A 16,174-nucleotide genomic window follows, 5' to 3' on the forward strand; every position below is an offset into this window, starting at 1 on the left:
GAAATGAATGAGATCGTGCTGAAATTCAGTATTCCAACATCTGGTTGCGGGTGTCTATTCACAATACCGAAAACTTTGGCACGTTTTTGTTCGACTCCCCCCGTCCTTTTCCGGAATACCCTACCCTGCGCGGATCGAGTGCAGCCTCCGGGCCACGGTTAACCGGAGTTTCACATTTTTCAGCAAATTCCCGCCGATTTTTCTTGAACCCGTTAAGGGACTAAAAACTCTACTTGGCGCACGATTCGAGTTGTGCAATAAGAAGGCACGTCTGGGGACAAGGCAAACGCATCACCCCGATTTGACCACAGAGTCAGGCGGGAATGGTGACAGGCAAGCGACGGGACACGCTACGACAATGACCTATGAGACTTCGAACGGCTTGAAATCGGGCATCACTCGGCGCGGGCTACTAGGTGCTTTCGCAGCAACGGCTGTGACATCTGCACCCATGTATGCGAACGCAGCCGGTTTTTTACGCGGTGGCGGCGATGTACGTCGTCTGGCCATGTATTCTGGCCGCACCGGCGAAACCATCAACATGATTTATTGGATCGAAGGCAAGTACATCAAAGATGCCTTGAAAGAGATCAATCATTTCATGCGTGACTGGCGTACGGACACTTCGATCAAGATTGACACCCGCAACATCGACATTATGGCCGCGGCTCATGGCCTGATGGATGTGCGTGAACCTTACACGATGCTGTCAGGCTATCGTTCGCCCAAGACCAACGCCATGCTCCGCTCGCGCTCGCGCGGAGTGGCGAAGAATTCGCTTCACATGAAGGGTCAAGCCGCTGACCTGCGTCTGAAGTCCCGTTCGGTGAACCAGATGTTCAAAGCGGCTGTGGCCTGTAACGGTGGTGGCGTCGGCAAATACTCGGGGTCGAACTTCGTGCATATGGATTGCGGAGTGGTCCGCTCGTGGGGCCGCTAAGCTCCGCCGATCCTTACCTCACAAAACAATGCAAAGCGCCCTCGGGCGCTTTTTTTGTTGTGGCGCGGTAGGTTGTTTGGCATCAAGCCCTGAACGACTGACGAGGCTTTGATGAAACCGTTCCTGATCCTGCAACTGCGCCCGGAAACCGATGCCTCGGATGATGAATTCCAGGCGTTTCTGTCAAAGGGCGGCCTGACGCCCGATCAGGTCCACCGCATTCGTCTGGATCAAGACGACATCCCCGCCGATCTGGACCTGACAAACTATGCTGGTGTCATCGTTGGCGGAGGGCCGGGCTGTGTTTCGGACGCGCCCGAGAAGAAATCCGAGATCGAGGCCAAGATCGAAGCTGAATGCCTGTCAATTATGCCGCAGATCACCGACCAGGACATTCCGTTTCTGGGCTGCTGTTATGGCATCGGCATTTTGGGTCATCACCTAAAGCCCGGCGCTGTGTCAAAAGATCAGTTCGGAGAACCCGTCAGCGCCAGCCCCTGTCGTCTAACCGATGATGGGCGCGCCGATCCATTGTTGAAAGACATTCCCGATGCGTTCGAAGCCTTCGTAGGTCACAAGGAAGCTATGCAGCATCTGCCCGACGGCTGCGTGCAGTTGGTCACATCAGCCCCCTGCCCGTTCCAAATGATCCGGTTTGGTCAAAACGTCTATGCCACGCAGTTTCATCCCGAAGCTGACGCGCACGGGTTTGAAACCCGGATCGGGATCTACAAACATCACGGATATTTCCCGCCCGAACAGGCCGACGCACTGGTCGAAATGGTCCATGCAGCGGACGTGCATGCACCAGCGCAAATTTTGCGGAACTTCGTTGACCGGTATCGGAATGGTTGAGAGAACCGATTAAAGGTTCTGTAAACGCGGCAAGAACGCCCTCAACCACGCTTCCCCATATGATTGGTTCATATGCTCGATGTCTGCTTCCGGGTGGGTGTTATTGGGCATGAGACTACTTTCCAACCGTAACGAATTCGTCGAAAACTCGTCACGAGTGGCAAACCCACCTTCGACGAGCGTCTCTTCGGGCTGCCAAATCAATTCGACGCCATAGGCTGAGGCATAGCGTTCCTGAATTGTCTCGCGAAACTCATCTGCCGGTATCAGAAGCTCACCTTTTTCTCGATACACCTGAGTAGGAAGCGGAGCAGTGGATGCAAAAATCGGTTTCTGCGTTCTTTCATTCAATAGCTTCAGATGATGCGTAAGTATCGCGCGTTGAATGACCCCACTTGCGGCCTCTATGCTAAACGCTCGTGAAAAATTGCTTTCAACAATTGGTCTCCACGGCAAAGTTCCATAACACAAAAACGCGTCATACTGTTTTACGTTAATCCGGTTTCCAACCTCGGAAGTTATTCGAAAACTCCGAGCTGCCTTCGGAGAGACCGGCAAGATCTTTGACCCACGAGCTTTCAACTTACGAACGCTTTTTCCCGGGCTCGCAAAAAAGGTGATTTCAATATCAGGGTACTCAGAATTCAGTGCACTCCATGCCAATTTCAACGCGCCAACGTGGCTGTTGCCTATGACGCACAACCTGATAGACGAACTCGAGCGCTTACTGAAAAGTTGGTTTATCATTTTATTTTGGCCCAAATGCTGCAAGGAGCTCTTCCTCGCAAACCGTAGTGTCGTCCTTTTTGTCCTGAACGCCCCTTATGCTATCTTTTGGAGGTGAATTTACCGCCCGGTTCTCGGCTGGACCAAAAGCATCGTTGAGATCACGAAAGAAACTCCGCATTACAAAATCAACACCGTCCTGGCGCACAGAACGAAGGTTCTCTGCATAGAATTCCCCCTTGAACACGGGGCTTGTGATGATTTCGTAAGACGGGAAATAGTCAACATTGCTGCGCTCTGCAGACAGTTCCCCCGCCACGGATCTTAGCACGGATTTGGAATAGGTCGTCGCGGTCAGGACATGGTGATCTGACGCTGTTGCAGTCAATGGAACAGGCGACACTGTAAGGATGACTTTCAGATCAGGATTTGCGACTTTGAAAATATCCAAAACCTCAGACAGGGCTTCTTTCACCGTCGCGTGGTTTAGATTGTCAAAGCTATGCGTATCAGGGTCAAATAGCCCGCCAACCGTACCCGGGCACATTGGATACTCGTAATTAAGGGGTTCGTTGATCCAGCGTTCTGTCAGCCCCAGAGTAAACACGAAAAAGTCGGCATCAGTGACACTGCGGGCGAAAGCCTCAAGAAGGACACGACGCATGGTCAAAAGTTCTTCTACAGACGCAAAACCTTCCGGTTCAATGGTCGGTCGGAAGGGGTCGTAAAAGCGTCCGCCTTTCTCCCAAATCTCGTCCGGTACTGGCTGGTCTTCGAGGGCCCACTTCACCCATTGCAGCAGCAAGGTCGTCGTGTAAATATTTGCGGTCCTTGAGGAAAAGATATCATAGTTATAACGCTTGCGTAGTTCTTTAGACGCCGACCGTGGTACAGTTTCCGTGCAAAACCAACAATATCCACGTGCATCCAGAGCACGCCCGATATGCTGCGCAAAGCACGAGCCATAGGTCGAAACTTTGTGATCAGGTTGAAGATCAAATTTCGGCTTCCAAAGTCCAGAGATATGCTCGGGCTGAGGATCAGCTACCGCCACTTTCCAAAACGCGTTAGGAGGTAAACTTTCGTACGGATTCTTCACAAACTCACCAGCTACTAGTTATCTATGATTGAAGCTCCGGTTATCATTTCGCCTTTAGGACTTCAACAAAACTATTTGAGCGCTGGCAATTTAAGTAAATGGCGCACCCGAGAGGATTCGAACCTCTGGCCTCTGCCTTCGGAGGGCAGCGCTCTATCCAGCTGAGCTACGGGTGCCTAAGGCCGGGATATAGGCCATCGCCCTGCCCCCCGCAACATGAAACCACTGGATTTCAGAGCAGTCCAAAAGAAAAGGGCCGCCAAACTGGCAGCCCTTCCCAAAATCTGTATCTCGGCGATTAACGCTTCGAGAACTGGAACGAACGACGTGCTTTGCGGCGGCCGAACTTCTTACGTTCAACAACACGCGAGTCACGGGTCAGGAAGCCAGCAGCTTTCAGAGCACCACGCAGCGAGGGTTCGTAAAGCTGCAAAGCTTTCGAAATCCCGTGCTTTACGGCACCAGCTTGGCCCGACAGACCGCCGCCTTTAACGGTGGCGACAACGTCGAATTCGCCTTCAACACCAGCAACCTGTGCGGGCTGACGTACGATCAGCTGCAGCACGGGGCGTGCGAAGTACTTGTCCATTTCTTTGCCGTTCACGGTGACCTTGCCGGAACCCGGCTTGATCCACACACGAGCAACAGCGTCTTTACGCTTGCCGGTGGCATAGGAACGACCCAGCTCGTCACGGACGGGCTCACGGGGGGCAGCAACCTCAACAACAGCTTCGGTGCCTTCTGCGACGGCGTTCAGCTCGTCCAGCGATTTGATCTCTTCAGTCATGATCAGCCCTCACGTGTGTTTTTGGGGTTCATCGACTTGACGTCCAGCACTTCGGGGCTCTGGGCCTCGTGGGGGTGCTCGGCGCCGGCGTATACGCGCAGATTGGTCATCTGCTGACGGCTCAGTTTGCCGCCCGGAAGCATACGCTGCACGGCTTTGGTCAGCAGACGCTCAGGGTGGTCACCCTCGAGGATCTGACCAGCGGTGCGCGACTTGATGCCGCCCGGGTAACCGGTGTGCCAGTAGTGCACTTTGTCGGTGCGCTTCTTGCCGGTCATTTGTACTTTGTCCGCATTGATCACGATGACGTTGTCACCCATGTCCATGTGCGGCGTGAACGAGGCTTTGTGTTTGCCACGAAGACGCATGGCGATAATCGATGCAAGACGACCAAGAACAACGCCTTCGGCGTCGATGATGATCCACTTTTTGTCGATATCTGCAGGCGTTGCAGAGAAGGTTTTCATTGATTCAGCCCTGATTGGGTTTCGGATGGGGTGGTTTTAGTGATTTTGAGGGTCGGGTCAAGCGCAGTCTTCCTGCATAAATCGTTCTAAATCAATGCGTTACAAATATGGTATTATTTTACCCCATACAACTTAGGCCATTTCCATGCCTTAAACGCTTAATGTGTCGGTTGGGTTGTCCAACAGATCAACTAGCTCGGCCAAGACCTCCCGGAACCGCTCGGGCGGCATCTGGCCATTAACCGAAATACGAACAGCTTGAGGAGACGGTCCATCACGCAGCGCAAAATCATCACCAGGTCGAATTCGAATGCCTTTGTTCTCCGCCTTCTGACAGAAACTAGATACGCGCCAACCATGCGGTAGTTTCAGCCAGAAAAACGGAACATCGTGGCTCCATCCAAGCTCATACCGACCCAGCATGTTAACAGCAATCTCGATATACTCCCGATTGCGGCGGCGCATTTCGGTCATGGATTGTTCGAGATCGGGATGAGACAGCATTTGAAACAGGATTTCAGCGGTGGGCGATGAGACGCCAAAGTAGTTCACATCCACCACCCGGCGCATCTTGCTTGCCCACCCCGATGGCGTCACGACATACCCTGCCCTTAACGACGGAGAGATCGTCTTCGAGAAGGACGAGATAAACCAGGATTGTTCTGGTAGAAGCGACCGATAACTTGGGCCTAGAGCTGGACCTAAGCGATAACAGTCGTCCTGCACAATATGGAAGCCATGAGTGCGCGCGACGTCAACGACCTCGTGCCGGCGCGCGGTATCGGTTACGCGACAGGTTGGGTTATGCGCCTCGGGCATGGTGAACAGAAGGCTCGCGCCCGAGCTTCTCGCAACATGCGCCAACGCTTGAGGATCGATCCCCTGCTCGTCCATGGGCACGCCGACGACTTTCGCCCCCAAAAGCTCGACCGCGCGTCGTAGTCCAGGATAGGAGTGCTCTTCAACCATGACCACCCGCGTCCCTTCGGCCAACAGGGTCTGCATCGACAGCATAATCGCGTTCTGGCCACCATTGGTGACGACAATATCGTCGGCGCTGATCCCCCCCTGTTCGTGTTTAGGAATATGCGCAAGAAGCGCTTCACGCAGATAGGCTTGCGACCCGTGGAACGGATATCGAAGCAACAAAGTGTCTGGCAGGTCTGCGGCGGCTCGTATGGCATCCCGAATGATGTCGACCTGCCCAACATCCGGCAGGCGCGGTGCAAACAGGAAATCCGTTTCTGGCTCATTGTGCAGCGCATGTGCTTGATGCTTTAGATAGCCGTCGCTTGATCTTGCCCGCTGTTTAGGTCGGTCCCTTAGGGGGCGGACATAGGTGCCGCGCCCAACTTCTGCCGACACCCACCCTTCTTCACCAAGAATGGAATAGGCCCGCGCCACTGTCCCGGGTGTGATTTTCAGCTCCCACGCCAGTTCACGCACAGGCGGTAGCTTTTCCCCTTCGGGCAAGTCACCCGACTTAATGGCTGCGACGAGACCGTCCACCAAGCGGCGATATTTGGGGCCCTGCCCGCTCATAAGGTCTGTCGAGAAAATTGTACCCATAACAATATTCCAATTGTGCGCATCACGGACGATTTGTATCAATACACCATGGCAATGATGCCACTTTGTATCAATACAATTCTTGGAGTTCAAGATGGAACACGGAAACACGTACCGGCATGACCGGCTCGCCTTTCTCGACACGAATAGCCCCCTGCCCGCTCTGGCAGAAGCCTTTCTGGTTGTCGCCGTGACCGTCACCAAATGGCGCCTGCGAATGAACACCCGACAGGCATTGAAGGATCTTCCGGATCACCTTCACAAGGATATTGGGATCACCAAAACCGAAGCACAGCTTGAGGCGGAAAAGCCCTTCTGGCGCGGCTGATACCACACGAAACCTTTTCCTGGGCCGGGGGTTTCCCCGGCCATTTTTTATTCTGGCACGCAGATTTCACCGCGAAGCATGGCTTTACCGGTGCGCCAGATCAAACCAGCAACCACCAGCACCAGCACAATCAACAGGATAAAACCGATATTGTGATGCGTACGCGAGCCATCCAGCTGGGCAAAGCGGAAGGACGCGATCGACAGCGCGGCGATAGGAAAGCTGAGCGCCCACCAGCTGAGCGCAAAGGGCAGCTTCGCCAGCCGCGGCACCTGCGCCACAACAAGTGCTGCAAAGATATAGCCCGCATAGATCAACAGACGCGCCACGCCGTCCACTTCTCCGGTCATGCTGACATAGGCCAAAAAAGCGACCGACGGCGGTGCGATCAGGATGACCATGGTCGGGAACAGTCGCGCCACAATGGGATCATGAAAGATCAGGCGGTTCATCACCAGCGTCAGAAGCACGATCCAGAAGATCATACCGCCGGAAAAGAACAGCCACGAGGTTTCGATGTAACCCATGCGTGCACCCAGCACCGGCACAATGACGTTACCCACAGCGGGAATGAACCACGCAGGCGTCAGATGCCCTACCTGAAAGGACCGATGGCTGATCCAACCCGATATCACGGCAATCGTTAGCACGCCCTGCCCCGCGACCCCCAGAAGCCAGACGTACTCTGCCAGTACGGCGTTATACGGAAACGTCGCGGTGGCAAGCAAAAGAAGCGAGATCGAGATCGTTGGAAAAAACGCCAGTTTTACTGGGTGATGCCATTCCTCGGCCACGGCGGCGGGATGGCGTAGGGCTTTGGCGACATAGACCAAAGCTATCACCAACATGACAGCCGCACCAATCAACAGCATCAAGGATGATGCGGGCTCTAACAACGGCATTGCCGGAGCCCCTGCATGCAAGGCCAGTGTCAGGCCCATAAGCCCCATCACGATGGCAAAGAAGGTGACCGGAAAATGCGCCAGACGGCTGAACTCGGTCACTGGGGTGTTTGGATCTGGGGCTTGGGTCGTGTCAGACATGGGCGTTCAAAACCTCGCGCGACATATTGAAATATACTAATGTCGTGCGCCTTTCGCCTGCCCGGGTCAACCCCGTTCCGGTGGGATCGAGTAGGTCAAACTGGCGCGGGCCACCGGCCGGTCGTGACCCTCGGAATAGATCAGCACGTCACCGACGGCCAACACTTTGCCCAGCTTGTGGATGGTCGCATGTGCCAAAAGATCCGCACCGGATGCCGGTTTGCGCATAAAATCGATCGAGCAATTGGTTGTAACGGCAAGCGCTTTAGGTCCGATCATCGCCAGCACCGCCAGATAGATTGATACATCCGCCAAGGCGAACATGCTGGGGCCCGAGACGGTACCACCGGGACGCAAATGCTTGTCGCTAATACGTTTGCGAATGATGGCACGCATGGGCGCGACCTCGGCCACTTCGAAGTCATCCGCGACCTGAGGGAACTCGGCGTGCAGAAAGGCCTGCAATTCACGTTGCGTCATTTTCAATTGCATGGTTTCCCCTTCGCTTTCTCCCGCCTATCGTGTGACGCAAACCATGGGAGGACAAGATGGCAGATCCAATTCTGATCCGCGAGGACGCTGCGTCAGTTGCGCGTTTGACGCTGAACAACCCTGGCGCGCTGAACGCGCTGTCGGACGCGATGCTGGCTGCGTTGAAGTCCGAGCTCGAGGCGCTGGCCAATGACAGTTCGATCCGGGCGATTGTGATCGCAGGTGCGGGCAAGGTGTTCTGCGCCGGTCATGACCTAAAAGAAATGACCGCAGGGCGCGCTGCCGAGGATGGAGGCCACGCCTATTTCAACGACCTGTTCACCCGCTGCGCCGAGGTGATGACCCTAATCCCCCGCCTGCCCCAACCTGTCATCGCCGAAATCCACGGCATCGCCACCGCCGCGGGCTGCCAGCTTGCTGCGACATGCGATTTGGCTGTTGCCGCTGAAGGCACGCGTTTTGGGGTGAACGGTGTGAACATTGGTCTGTTCTGCTCGACTCCGATGGTTGCCCTAACTCGCAACGTGCCGCGCAAAGTCGCCTTCGAAATGCTGACCACGGGCGAGTTCATTGACGCCGCCCGCGCCCGCGAAGTCGGGCTGGTGAACCGCGTCGTTCCGCATGAGGACCTGCGCGCAGCAACGGACGAGCTGGCGGCAACGGTTGCCTCGAAATTGGGGGCAGCCGTGAAAATCGGCAAATCCGCCTTCTATGATCAGGCCCTGATGGATCTAGAAGAAGCCTATGCCTTTACCGGCGGCGTTATGGCGGAAAACATGATGCTACGCGATACCGCCGAGGGCATTCAGGCCTTCATCGAGAAGCGCAAGCCGGAGTGGTCTCAGAACGAGGACGCTTAGATCACGGCTCAAATTCCGTAACACACACGTCCTTTTCGCTGAACTGGGCAATATGGCCGGGGGGAAGACAAATCCAATCATCTTCGCTCCGGTCCAATGGTTCGGACACCACGGCCCATCCCTGACGGCTATCTGACCAGCGATAGTAAACGGATGGCGCATACTGATCCGACGCACACCGTGCGGCCCAAAGTGAAGTTCCGTCTGACAGGGCTGCGGATAAACGCAGATGTGGCGCTGATCCATATTGAAGCGAAAGATCCAGAAGAGCCCGTGTGGCTTGCTCCAGCGCTTGTGGAACTGTTGCACCCGCCTCAATCGCCTCGATGGTCAGCAGAAACAGCACTTCGCTATCCGTGGCACCTTGCCGCTTACAATAAAGTGCATCTGGGATCAGTATGTCCGCCCGTTTGCGAAACCCTTCGAACCCGCCAATCTGCCCATTATGCATGAAGCTCCACTGTTTATATGTAAACGGATGGCAGTTGTTGCGGCTGGTGGCCGATCCTGTTGAGGCACGCACATGTGCTAGAAACAACCGCGACTTTACCTGATGGGCCAATGCCCGCAGGTTCGGATCAGACCAAGCTGGCAACACATCCCTGTAAAGTCCTGGTTCGGCACGGTGGTCATACCACGCGACCCCGAACCCATCAGCGTTGATGGCGGTCTTTGCCTCTTCCGCTTCCTGACTTTGCTGGATCAGCGAATGGCCGGGCTGAACCACGACCTCTTCTATGAAAATCGGTGCGCCCAGATAGGCTGCCCAACGGCACATACTGCCCCCTTGCTTTCCAGTCTTACCCTTCGGGCTTACTGGCCGCGATTATGGGTCTTTGCATAGAGCCGCGCGATAATGCGGCTGGCCGTCTTCTCAAATGCGGCCGGAATAAAGGCATGTATAAGCGCAGCACCCGCTGCCAGAAAGAGCCAAAAGCTGAACGTGGCAGCAAATCGGGCGTGTTCGAAATAGGTTTCATCGACGGATTGAGGATGCTCGATAAAAATGCGGTTGATCATGGTCTGTCTCCTGTCTGCGTAGCACCATGATACGGGCCCATACGTCACATAGATCCCAAATTAACGGGCATTCACATTGAATGTGTGATATTCTCCCACTATTGTCCAATTATGCATAACATTGATACAGTTGATCGAAAAATTCTGAGCGCCCTGCAACAAGACGCAGACCAAAGCCTTGAAGATCTAGGCGTAAAGGTTGGCCTGTCGCGCAATGCCTGTTGGCGACGCGTGCGTATCCTTCAAGAAAGCGGGATCATTCGCAAACGCGTGGCCTTACTGGATCCACAGAAGCTGGGGCTGGGGTTATCCGTCTTTATTCAGGTCCGCACGTCAAACCATGATGCAGACTGGCTGGAGAAGTTCTCGCGCGCGGTCAAGCTGATGCCCGAGATCCTGGGCGCCTATCGCATGACTGGTGATCTGGATTACCTAATCCATGCGCGTGTGAATGACGTAAAAGACTATGACGCGTTGTACCAGCGACTGATCGAGAAAGTCGACTTAAGCGACGTCTCGGCCAGTTTCGTCATGGAAGAGCTGAAGGAAACGACAGAACTGTCGCTTTAAGGCCTGACAGTGTGAATGGCGCGATCTAGAACGGCCTTGAAAGTTGAAAGCCGAGCCATGCCCTATCTGATCCTGATCCTTGCCGTCATTGCCGAGACCATCGGCACCACCGCCCTGCAAGCCAGCCAGCAGTTTACGCGGCTTGGACCGTCGCTGACGGTCGTCGTGGCTTATGCGATCAGCTTCTTCCTGTTGGGCTGGGCGTTGAAATACATGGCCGTCGGCGTGGCCTATGCCATCTGGTCGGGACTGGGGATCGTATTGATTGCCGCCATTGGCTATGCGCTTTTTGGTCAGAAACTGGACCTGCCTGCCCTTCTCGGCCTGTCGATGATCCTTGGTGGCATCCTGATCATTCACCTGTTTTCAAACTCGGCTCAGCACTGAACGGGTGAAATACCCCGAATTGACGCTTTTGTTCTGGCAATCGCGCCATAACCGGGCTATGCGCGCCCTAACTTATCCCTTTTCTTTCGAAGGTGGCCCTTATGGACCTGCGCAATATTGCGATCATCGCACACGTTGACCACGGCAAAACGACCCTTGTTGACGAGCTTCTGAAACAATCCGGCGCGTTCCGGGAAAACCAGGCCGTCGCTGAACGCGCCATGGACAATGACGCCATTGAACGCGAGCGTGGCATCACGATTTTCGCCAAGCCGACCTCGGTCGAATGGAAAAACACCCGGATCAACATCGTTGACACCCCCGGCCACGCCGATTTCGGCGGCGAGGTCGAGCGCATCCTGTCGATGGTGGACGGCGTTGTTCTGCTGGTCGACGCCGCAGAAGGCCCGATGCCGCAAACCAAGTTCGTAACCTCGAAAGCGCTGGCACTGGGCCTGCGCCCGATCGTGGTTCTGAACAAAGTCGACAAGCCCGACGCGGAACCCGACCGCGCGTTGGACGAATGCTTTGACCTGTTCGCCAGCCTTGAAGCCACCGAAGATCAGCTGGACTTCCCGCACATGTATGCCTCGGGCCGTTCGGGCTGGGCAGATCATGAACTAGATGGGCCGCGCGCAGACCTTCACGCGCTGTTTGACCTGATCGTCAACCACGTCCCTGCCCCCAAGCAGATCGCGCATCAGAACGAAGATTTCCGTATGCTGGCCACCACGCTGGGATCGGACCCGTTCGTTGGTCGTATCCTGACGGGTCGCGTTGAAAGCGGGACGCTGAAAGTCGGCGCTACCGTACAGGCTCTCAGCCGCATCGGTCAAAAAATCGAACAGTTCCGCGTCACCAAGATCCGCGCTTTCCGCGGTCTGGAAGAAGCCGACATCGAAGAAGCGCAGGCCGGTGACATCGTTTCGATCGCGGGCATGGCAAAGGCCACCGTGGCCGACACGATTTGTGCGCTTGCAGTCGATACTCCGCTGGACGCCCAGCCGATTGACCCGCCCACCATCACCGTGACCTTTGGCATCAATGACAGCCCCTTGGCGGGCCGTGATGGCAAGAAAGTTCAGTCGCGCGTCATCCGTGATCGCCTGATGAAAGAAGCGGAATCGAACGTCGCAATTAAGATCGCAGACACACCCGGTGGCGAGGCCTTCGAGGTTTCAGGCCGCGGCGAACTTCAGATGGGCGTTCTGATCGAAAACATGCGTCGCGAAGGCTTCGAGCTGTCAATCTCGCGCCCGCAGGTGATCATGAAGGAAGAAAACGGTGTCCGCATGGAGCCCGTCGAAGAAGCCACGATCGATGTGGATGACGAGTACTCCGGCGCCGTGATCGAGAAGCTGACCGGTTCGCGCAAAGGTGAACTGGTTGAAATGAAACCCGCTGGCGCTGGCAAAACGCGTATCATCGCGCATGTGCCTTCACGTGGCTTGATCGGGTATCACGGCGAGTTTCTGACCGATACGCGCGGCACCGGGGTTCTGAACCGCGTATTCCATGGCTGGACCGAGCACAAAGGCTCCATCCCCGGCCGTCGCGCAGGTGTTTTGATCTCGATGGAAAACGGCCAGTCGGTCGCCTTCGCTCTGTGGAACCTTGAAGATCGCGGCAAGATGTTCATCAGCTCTCAGGTTGACGTCTATCAAGGCATGATCATCGGCGAGCATAGCCGTGAAAACGACCTTGAGGTGAACCCGCTGAAAGGTAAGAAACTGACGAACGTACGTGCCTCGGGCACCGACGAAGCAGTCCGCCTGACCACGCCAGTCACCCTGTCGCTGGAAGAGGCCATCGCCTATATCAACGACGACGAGCTGGTCGAAGTGACCCCCGAGAACGTGCGCCTGCGCAAGCGTTATCTGGATCCGCACGAGCGCAAACGCCAGGCACGCGCTGCACAGTAACGTGTTTCACATTTAGGAATAGTTAAGGGGCCGAAAGGCCCCTTTTTTATTTTATATCAGTATGTTAGGTGGACTTATTCATCCGTTTCAACAATCAGCAACTCACGCTCGGACGCGTTGCGCGCATGGCTTAACGCTTCTTGATATTCGGGCGAGTGATAGCAAGCCTCTGCTGCTTCCACACTTTCGAACTTGGCGACCACGTTGCGCGGGCGGTCTTTGCCTTCGAGTTGTACATAACGGCCACCACGCGCGATGAACTTGCCGCCATGCTTCGCAACGGCGGGTCCAGCAAGCTTGGCGTATTTGCCATAGGCGTCTTCATCCGTGACGGTGACGTGAGCAATCCAAAGGGCGGGCATGGGCAGTTCTCCAGTGTAAAAAAGGCCGCGTATCGGGCAAAAGATACGCGGCCTTAAAGCTTTTGGAAAGAGCGACTTAGCCCGCGATAGCGGCCTCGGCTGCTGCAATCGCTTCAGCCGCTTTTGATGCATCAGCTCCGCCACCCTGCGCCAGCTCGGGACGACCACCGCCACCCTTACCGCCCAGTTCAGGCACAGCCGCCTTGACCAGATCGACTGCCGACAGGTTGTCGGTCAGGTCAGCAGTGACGCCAGCGGCTACGGCCACCTTGCCATCATTGTCCGAGATGATCAGAACCGCACCGGATCCCAATGCATCTTTCTGTTCATTCACAAGCGCTTGCAGGTCTTTCCCGCCAACACCGGAAATCGACATCGCCAGGAACTTCACGCCATTGATGTCCTTGGCTTCCGCGCCTGCGCCAGCCGCCTTGGCCAGTTCGCGTTTCAGCGCAGAAATCTCGTTCTGCAACGCTTTGCGTTCATCCATCAGGCCCTTAACGCGATCGACAACCTGCTCGGGTTTAGCTTTCAGCATGCCCTGAAGTTCGGACCCACGGGCGGCTTCAGCTTCGATATGGGCCACCGCGGCTTTTCCAGTTAGAGCCTCGATCCGACGAATACCTGCGGCGGACGCGCCTTCCGACAGGATCACGCAGATGCCGATGTCACCGGTCTGTTTCACATGGGTACCGCCGCAAAGTTCAAGCGAATAGGTTTCGCCATTTGCTCCCTTGCCGGTCGGCGCATGCCCCATCGAGACCACACGGACTTCGTCGCCATACTTTTCACCAAACAGCGCTTGTGCGCCCATATCGCGCGCGTCATCCGGGGTCATGATCCGGGTCTCAACGGGCGTGTTCTGGCGAATATAGGTGTTCACTTCGCGGGCAATGTTACCCAGCTCTTGCGGGCTGACGGCCTTGTTGTGGCTAAAGTCAAAGCGCAACCGGTCGTCGGCATTCAGCGACCCGCGCTGAGCGACGTGTTCGCCCAGTTCGTTACGTAGGGCTTCGTGCAGCAGGTGCGTGGCGGAGTGGTTCGCACGAATGGCAGTACGACGCAGGTGGTCCACGGCCAGTTCCGCGCCCTGCCCCTTCGCGATCTCACCCTCGTCTACCTTGGCAATGTGGATGAATACATCCGCAACTTTCTTGGTGTCGGTCACATGGGCCGAGCCGCTTTCAGTGCGGATCAGACCTGTGTCGCCCACCTGACCACCGCTTTCGGCATAGAACGGAGTCTGGTTAACCACGATCTGCACTTCGTCACCGGCTTTCGCACTGTCGACGGGCTTGCCGTCTTGCACAAGCGCCAAAACCTGCCCCTCGGCGTGTTCGGTGTCATAGCCGAGGAACTCGGTCACGCCGTGCTCTTCCGCGATATCAAACCAAATGGTTGCGTCCGCGGCCTCACCCGATCCGGACCAGGCCGCACGCGCGCGCGCTTTCTGCTCTTCCATGGCGGCATCGAAACCGGGCTGATCCACGCCCAGACCCTTTTCGCGCAGCGCATCCTGCGTCAGATCCAGCGGGAAACCGTAGGTGTCATATAGTTTGAATGCTGTTTCACCGGGAAGGTCCGCACCTTCGGCCAGACCAGACACTTCATCATCCAGCAGCTTCAAGCCACGATCCAGCGTCTTTTTGAACCGAGTTTCCTCGTTCAAAAGCGTTTCTTCGATCATCGCCTGACCGCGACCCAGTTCCGGGTAAGCCTGTCCCATCTGGGCCACCAATTCTGGCACCAGACGATGCATGACCGGATCTTTCGCGCCTAGCAGATGCGCATGACGCATGGCGCGGCGCATGATGCGACGCAGCACATAGCCACGACCTTCGTTGGACGGCATCACGCCATCCGCAATCAGGAACGAGGTTGACCGCAGGTGATCCGCGATCACGCGGTGATGCACATTCTTGTCGCCAAAAGGATCAACGCCGGTCGCGTGGGCGGACGCCTCAATCAGCGCTTTAAACAGATCCGTGTCATAGTTGTCATGGCTTCCCTGAAGCAGCGCGCCAATGCGCTCTAGCCCCATACCGGTATCGATCGACTGCATGTCCAGATCGATCATTGAGCCGTCTTCGAACTGCTCGTTCTGCATGAACACGATGTTCCAGATCTCGATGAATCGGTCACCGTCTTCTTCCGGGCTACCGGGAGGGCCACCCCAGATGTGTTCGCCGTGATCATAGAAAATTTCGGTGCAGGGACCGCAAGGACCGGTCGGGCCCATCTGCCAGAAATTGTCCGAGGTTGCGATGCGGATGATCCGATCTTCGGGCACGCCTAGCTTCTTCCAGATATCAAACGCTTCATCATCCGTATGATAGACTGTGACGTACAACCGTTCTTTCGGAATGCCGAATTCTTTGGTGATCAGGTTCCAAGCGAATGGAATGGCTTCGGACTTGAAGTAGTCCCCAAAGCTGAAGTTCCCCAGCATTTCGAAGAATGTGTGGTGACGCGCCGTGTAGCCCACATTGTCCAAGTCGTTGTGCTTACCACCAGCCCGCACACATTTCTGGGCACTCGTGGCACGCACATAGTCGCGTTTCTCGACCCCGGTGAAGAGGTTTTTAAACTGCACCATGCCCGAGTTTACGAACATCAATGTCGGGTCATTTCGCGGCACCAGCGGAGAGCTGTCCACGATCGTGTGCCCTTCGCGTTCAAAATAGTTCAGAAAGGTCGAACGGATATCGTTGAGGCTGGCCATTGTGTCTCGTCTCTTATGCGCTGTC

General features: G+C 55.7%; 18 protein-coding genes and 1 tRNA gene. 7 read left to right on the forward strand and 12 right to left on the reverse strand.

The window, feature by feature from the left end:
• Nucleotides 1-358: 358 nt before the first annotated feature.
• Both ACP15F_RS06620 and ACP15F_RS06625 read left to right on the forward strand, forming a co-directional pair.
• Nucleotides 359-940, forward strand: coding sequence for a YcbK family protein (locus ACP15F_RS06620; RefSeq protein WP_424940028.1), 582 nt, complete (start codon nt 359-361; stop codon nt 938-940).
• A gap of 111 nt (nt 941-1,051) precedes the next feature.
• Nucleotides 1,052-1,795, forward strand: coding sequence for a glutamine amidotransferase (locus tag ACP15F_RS06625; protein ID WP_424940029.1), 744 nt, complete (start codon nt 1,052-1,054; stop codon nt 1,793-1,795).
• 9 nt (nt 1,796-1,804) lie between these two features.
• On the opposite strand, the gene ACP15F_RS06630 is transcribed toward ACP15F_RS06625, so the two are convergent.
• The 6 genes from ACP15F_RS06630 to ACP15F_RS06655 form a co-directional block, all read right to left on the reverse strand.
• On the reverse strand, nt 1,805-2,566 hold the full coding sequence (locus tag ACP15F_RS06630) for a hypothetical protein (RefSeq protein ID WP_424940030.1): 762 nt from the start codon (nt 2,564-2,566) through the stop codon (nt 1,805-1,807).
• On the reverse strand, nt 2,544-3,620 hold the full coding sequence (locus ACP15F_RS06635; RefSeq protein WP_424940031.1) for a GSCFA domain-containing protein: 1,077 nt from the start codon (nt 3,618-3,620) through the stop codon (nt 2,544-2,546). The genes ACP15F_RS06630 and ACP15F_RS06635 overlap by 23 nt, the downstream gene beginning before the upstream one ends.
• Nucleotides 3,621-3,719: 99 nt before the next feature.
• A tRNA-Arg gene (locus tag ACP15F_RS06640) sits at nt 3,720-3,796 on the reverse strand.
• A gap of 122 nt (nt 3,797-3,918) precedes the next feature.
• Nucleotides 3,919-4,407: a 30S ribosomal protein S9 gene (gene rpsI, locus ACP15F_RS06645; protein WP_142853027.1), complete on the reverse strand. Its 489-nt coding sequence runs from the start codon at nt 4,405-4,407 to the stop codon at nt 3,919-3,921.
• 2 nt (nt 4,408-4,409) lie between these two features.
• Nucleotides 4,410-4,874, reverse strand: a complete 465-nt coding sequence (gene rplM, locus ACP15F_RS06650; protein ID WP_424940032.1) for a 50S ribosomal protein L13 — start codon at nt 4,872-4,874, stop codon at nt 4,410-4,412.
• Nucleotides 4,875-5,024: 150 nt separating this feature from the next.
• Nucleotides 5,025-6,443, reverse strand: coding sequence for a PLP-dependent aminotransferase family protein (locus ACP15F_RS06655; RefSeq protein ID WP_424940033.1), 1,419 nt, complete (start codon nt 6,441-6,443; stop codon nt 5,025-5,027).
• Nucleotides 6,444-6,537: 94 nt separating this feature from the next.
• Between ACP15F_RS06655 and ACP15F_RS06660 the strand changes: the two genes are divergently transcribed.
• Nucleotides 6,538-6,771: a DUF1127 domain-containing protein gene (locus ACP15F_RS06660; protein WP_424940034.1), complete on the forward strand. Its 234-nt coding sequence runs from the start codon at nt 6,538-6,540 to the stop codon at nt 6,769-6,771.
• A 47-nt stretch (nt 6,772-6,818) separates the two neighbouring features.
• Here the strand turns inward: ACP15F_RS06660 and ACP15F_RS06665 are convergent, their stop codons facing one another.
• On the reverse strand, nt 6,819-7,814 hold the full coding sequence (locus ACP15F_RS06665; protein ID WP_424940035.1) for an SLAC1 anion channel family protein: 996 nt from the start codon (nt 7,812-7,814) through the stop codon (nt 6,819-6,821).
• 66 nt (nt 7,815-7,880) lie between these two features.
• Entirely contained in the window at nt 7,881-8,306 is a 426-nt protein-coding gene (locus ACP15F_RS06670; RefSeq protein WP_424940036.1) for a PaaI family thioesterase, read from the reverse strand.
• A 56-nt stretch (nt 8,307-8,362) separates the two neighbouring features.
• On the opposite strand from ACP15F_RS06670, the gene ACP15F_RS06675 reads away from it, so the two are divergent.
• Entirely contained in the window at nt 8,363-9,166 is an 804-nt protein-coding gene (locus ACP15F_RS06675; protein ID WP_424940037.1) for an enoyl-CoA hydratase, read from the forward strand.
• 1 nt (nt 9,167) lies between these two features.
• Here the strand turns inward: ACP15F_RS06675 and ACP15F_RS06680 are convergent, their stop codons facing one another.
• Nucleotides 9,168-9,944 (reverse strand): class II glutamine amidotransferase, encoded by a 777-nt coding sequence (locus ACP15F_RS06680; RefSeq protein ID WP_424940038.1) that lies wholly within the window; start codon nt 9,942-9,944, stop codon nt 9,168-9,170.
• Nucleotides 9,945-9,979: 35 nt separating this feature from the next.
• A complete protein-coding gene (locus ACP15F_RS06685) occupies nt 9,980-10,186 on the reverse strand; it encodes a DUF6356 family protein (RefSeq protein ID WP_424940039.1) in 207 nt (68 codons plus the stop codon).
• A gap of 111 nt (nt 10,187-10,297) precedes the next feature.
• On the opposite strand from ACP15F_RS06685, the gene ACP15F_RS06690 reads away from it, so the two are divergent.
• From ACP15F_RS06690 to typA, 3 genes are all read left to right on the forward strand, one after another.
• Nucleotides 10,298-10,756 (forward strand): Lrp/AsnC family transcriptional regulator, encoded by a 459-nt coding sequence (locus tag ACP15F_RS06690; protein WP_424940040.1) that lies wholly within the window; start codon nt 10,298-10,300, stop codon nt 10,754-10,756.
• A 57-nt stretch (nt 10,757-10,813) separates the two neighbouring features.
• A complete protein-coding gene (locus tag ACP15F_RS06695) occupies nt 10,814-11,143 on the forward strand; it encodes a DMT family transporter (RefSeq protein ID WP_108856434.1) in 330 nt (109 codons plus the stop codon).
• A 101-nt stretch (nt 11,144-11,244) separates the two neighbouring features.
• Entirely contained in the window at nt 11,245-13,065 is a 1,821-nt protein-coding gene (gene typA / locus ACP15F_RS06700; protein WP_424940041.1) for a translational GTPase TypA, read from the forward strand.
• 74 nt (nt 13,066-13,139) lie between these two features.
• On the opposite strand, the gene ACP15F_RS06705 is transcribed toward typA, so the two are convergent.
• Both ACP15F_RS06705 and alaS read right to left on the reverse strand, forming a co-directional pair.
• Nucleotides 13,140-13,427: a DUF1330 domain-containing protein gene (locus ACP15F_RS06705; protein WP_424940042.1), complete on the reverse strand. Its 288-nt coding sequence runs from the start codon at nt 13,425-13,427 to the stop codon at nt 13,140-13,142.
• A 76-nt stretch (nt 13,428-13,503) separates the two neighbouring features.
• Nucleotides 13,504-16,149, reverse strand: coding sequence for an alanine--tRNA ligase (alaS, locus tag ACP15F_RS06710; protein ID WP_424940043.1), 2,646 nt, complete (start codon nt 16,147-16,149; stop codon nt 13,504-13,506).
• Between the last annotated feature and the right edge of the window lie 25 nt (nt 16,150-16,174).

Source organism: Aliiroseovarius sp. S253 (genome assembly GCF_049800855.1).
Taxonomy (GTDB): domain Bacteria; phylum Pseudomonadota; class Alphaproteobacteria; order Rhodobacterales; family Rhodobacteraceae; genus Aliiroseovarius.

Excerpts from the sequence above, each read along its gene's own strand:
- ACP15F_RS06620 (WP_424940028.1), top strand. The coding sequence starts at position 359 with ATGACCTATGAGACTTCGAACGGCTTGAAATCGGGCATCACTCGGCGC.
- ACP15F_RS06625 (WP_424940029.1), top strand. The coding sequence starts at position 1,052 with ATGAAACCGTTCCTGATCCTGCAACTGCGCCCGGAAACCGATGCCTCG.
- rpsI (WP_142853027.1), bottom strand. The coding sequence starts at position 4,407 with ATGACTGAAGAGATCAAATCGCTGGACGAGCTGAACGCCGTCGCAGAA.
- rplM (WP_424940032.1), bottom strand. The coding sequence starts at position 4,874 with ATGAAAACCTTCTCTGCAACGCCTGCAGATATCGACAAAAAGTGGATC.
- ACP15F_RS06655 (WP_424940033.1), bottom strand. The coding sequence starts at position 6,443 with ATGGGTACAATTTTCTCGACAGACCTTATGAGCGGGCAGGGCCCCAAA.
- ACP15F_RS06660 (WP_424940034.1), top strand. The coding sequence starts at position 6,538 with ATGGAACACGGAAACACGTACCGGCATGACCGGCTCGCCTTTCTCGAC.
- ACP15F_RS06665 (WP_424940035.1), bottom strand. The coding sequence starts at position 7,814 with ATGTCTGACACGACCCAAGCCCCAGATCCAAACACCCCAGTGACCGAG.
- ACP15F_RS06670 (WP_424940036.1), bottom strand. The coding sequence starts at position 8,306 with ATGCAATTGAAAATGACGCAACGTGAATTGCAGGCCTTTCTGCACGCC.
- ACP15F_RS06675 (WP_424940037.1), top strand. The coding sequence starts at position 8,363 with ATGGCAGATCCAATTCTGATCCGCGAGGACGCTGCGTCAGTTGCGCGT.
- ACP15F_RS06680 (WP_424940038.1), bottom strand. The coding sequence starts at position 9,944 with ATGTGCCGTTGGGCAGCCTATCTGGGCGCACCGATTTTCATAGAAGAG.
- ACP15F_RS06685 (WP_424940039.1), bottom strand. The coding sequence starts at position 10,186 with ATGATCAACCGCATTTTTATCGAGCATCCTCAATCCGTCGATGAAACC.
- ACP15F_RS06690 (WP_424940040.1), top strand. The coding sequence starts at position 10,298 with ATGCATAACATTGATACAGTTGATCGAAAAATTCTGAGCGCCCTGCAA.
- ACP15F_RS06695 (WP_108856434.1), top strand. The coding sequence starts at position 10,814 with ATGCCCTATCTGATCCTGATCCTTGCCGTCATTGCCGAGACCATCGGC.
- typA (WP_424940041.1), top strand. The coding sequence starts at position 11,245 with ATGGACCTGCGCAATATTGCGATCATCGCACACGTTGACCACGGCAAA.
- ACP15F_RS06705 (WP_424940042.1), bottom strand. The coding sequence starts at position 13,427 with ATGCCCGCCCTTTGGATTGCTCACGTCACCGTCACGGATGAAGACGCC.
- alaS (WP_424940043.1), bottom strand. The coding sequence starts at position 16,149 with ATGGCCAGCCTCAACGATATCCGTTCGACCTTTCTGAACTATTTTGAA.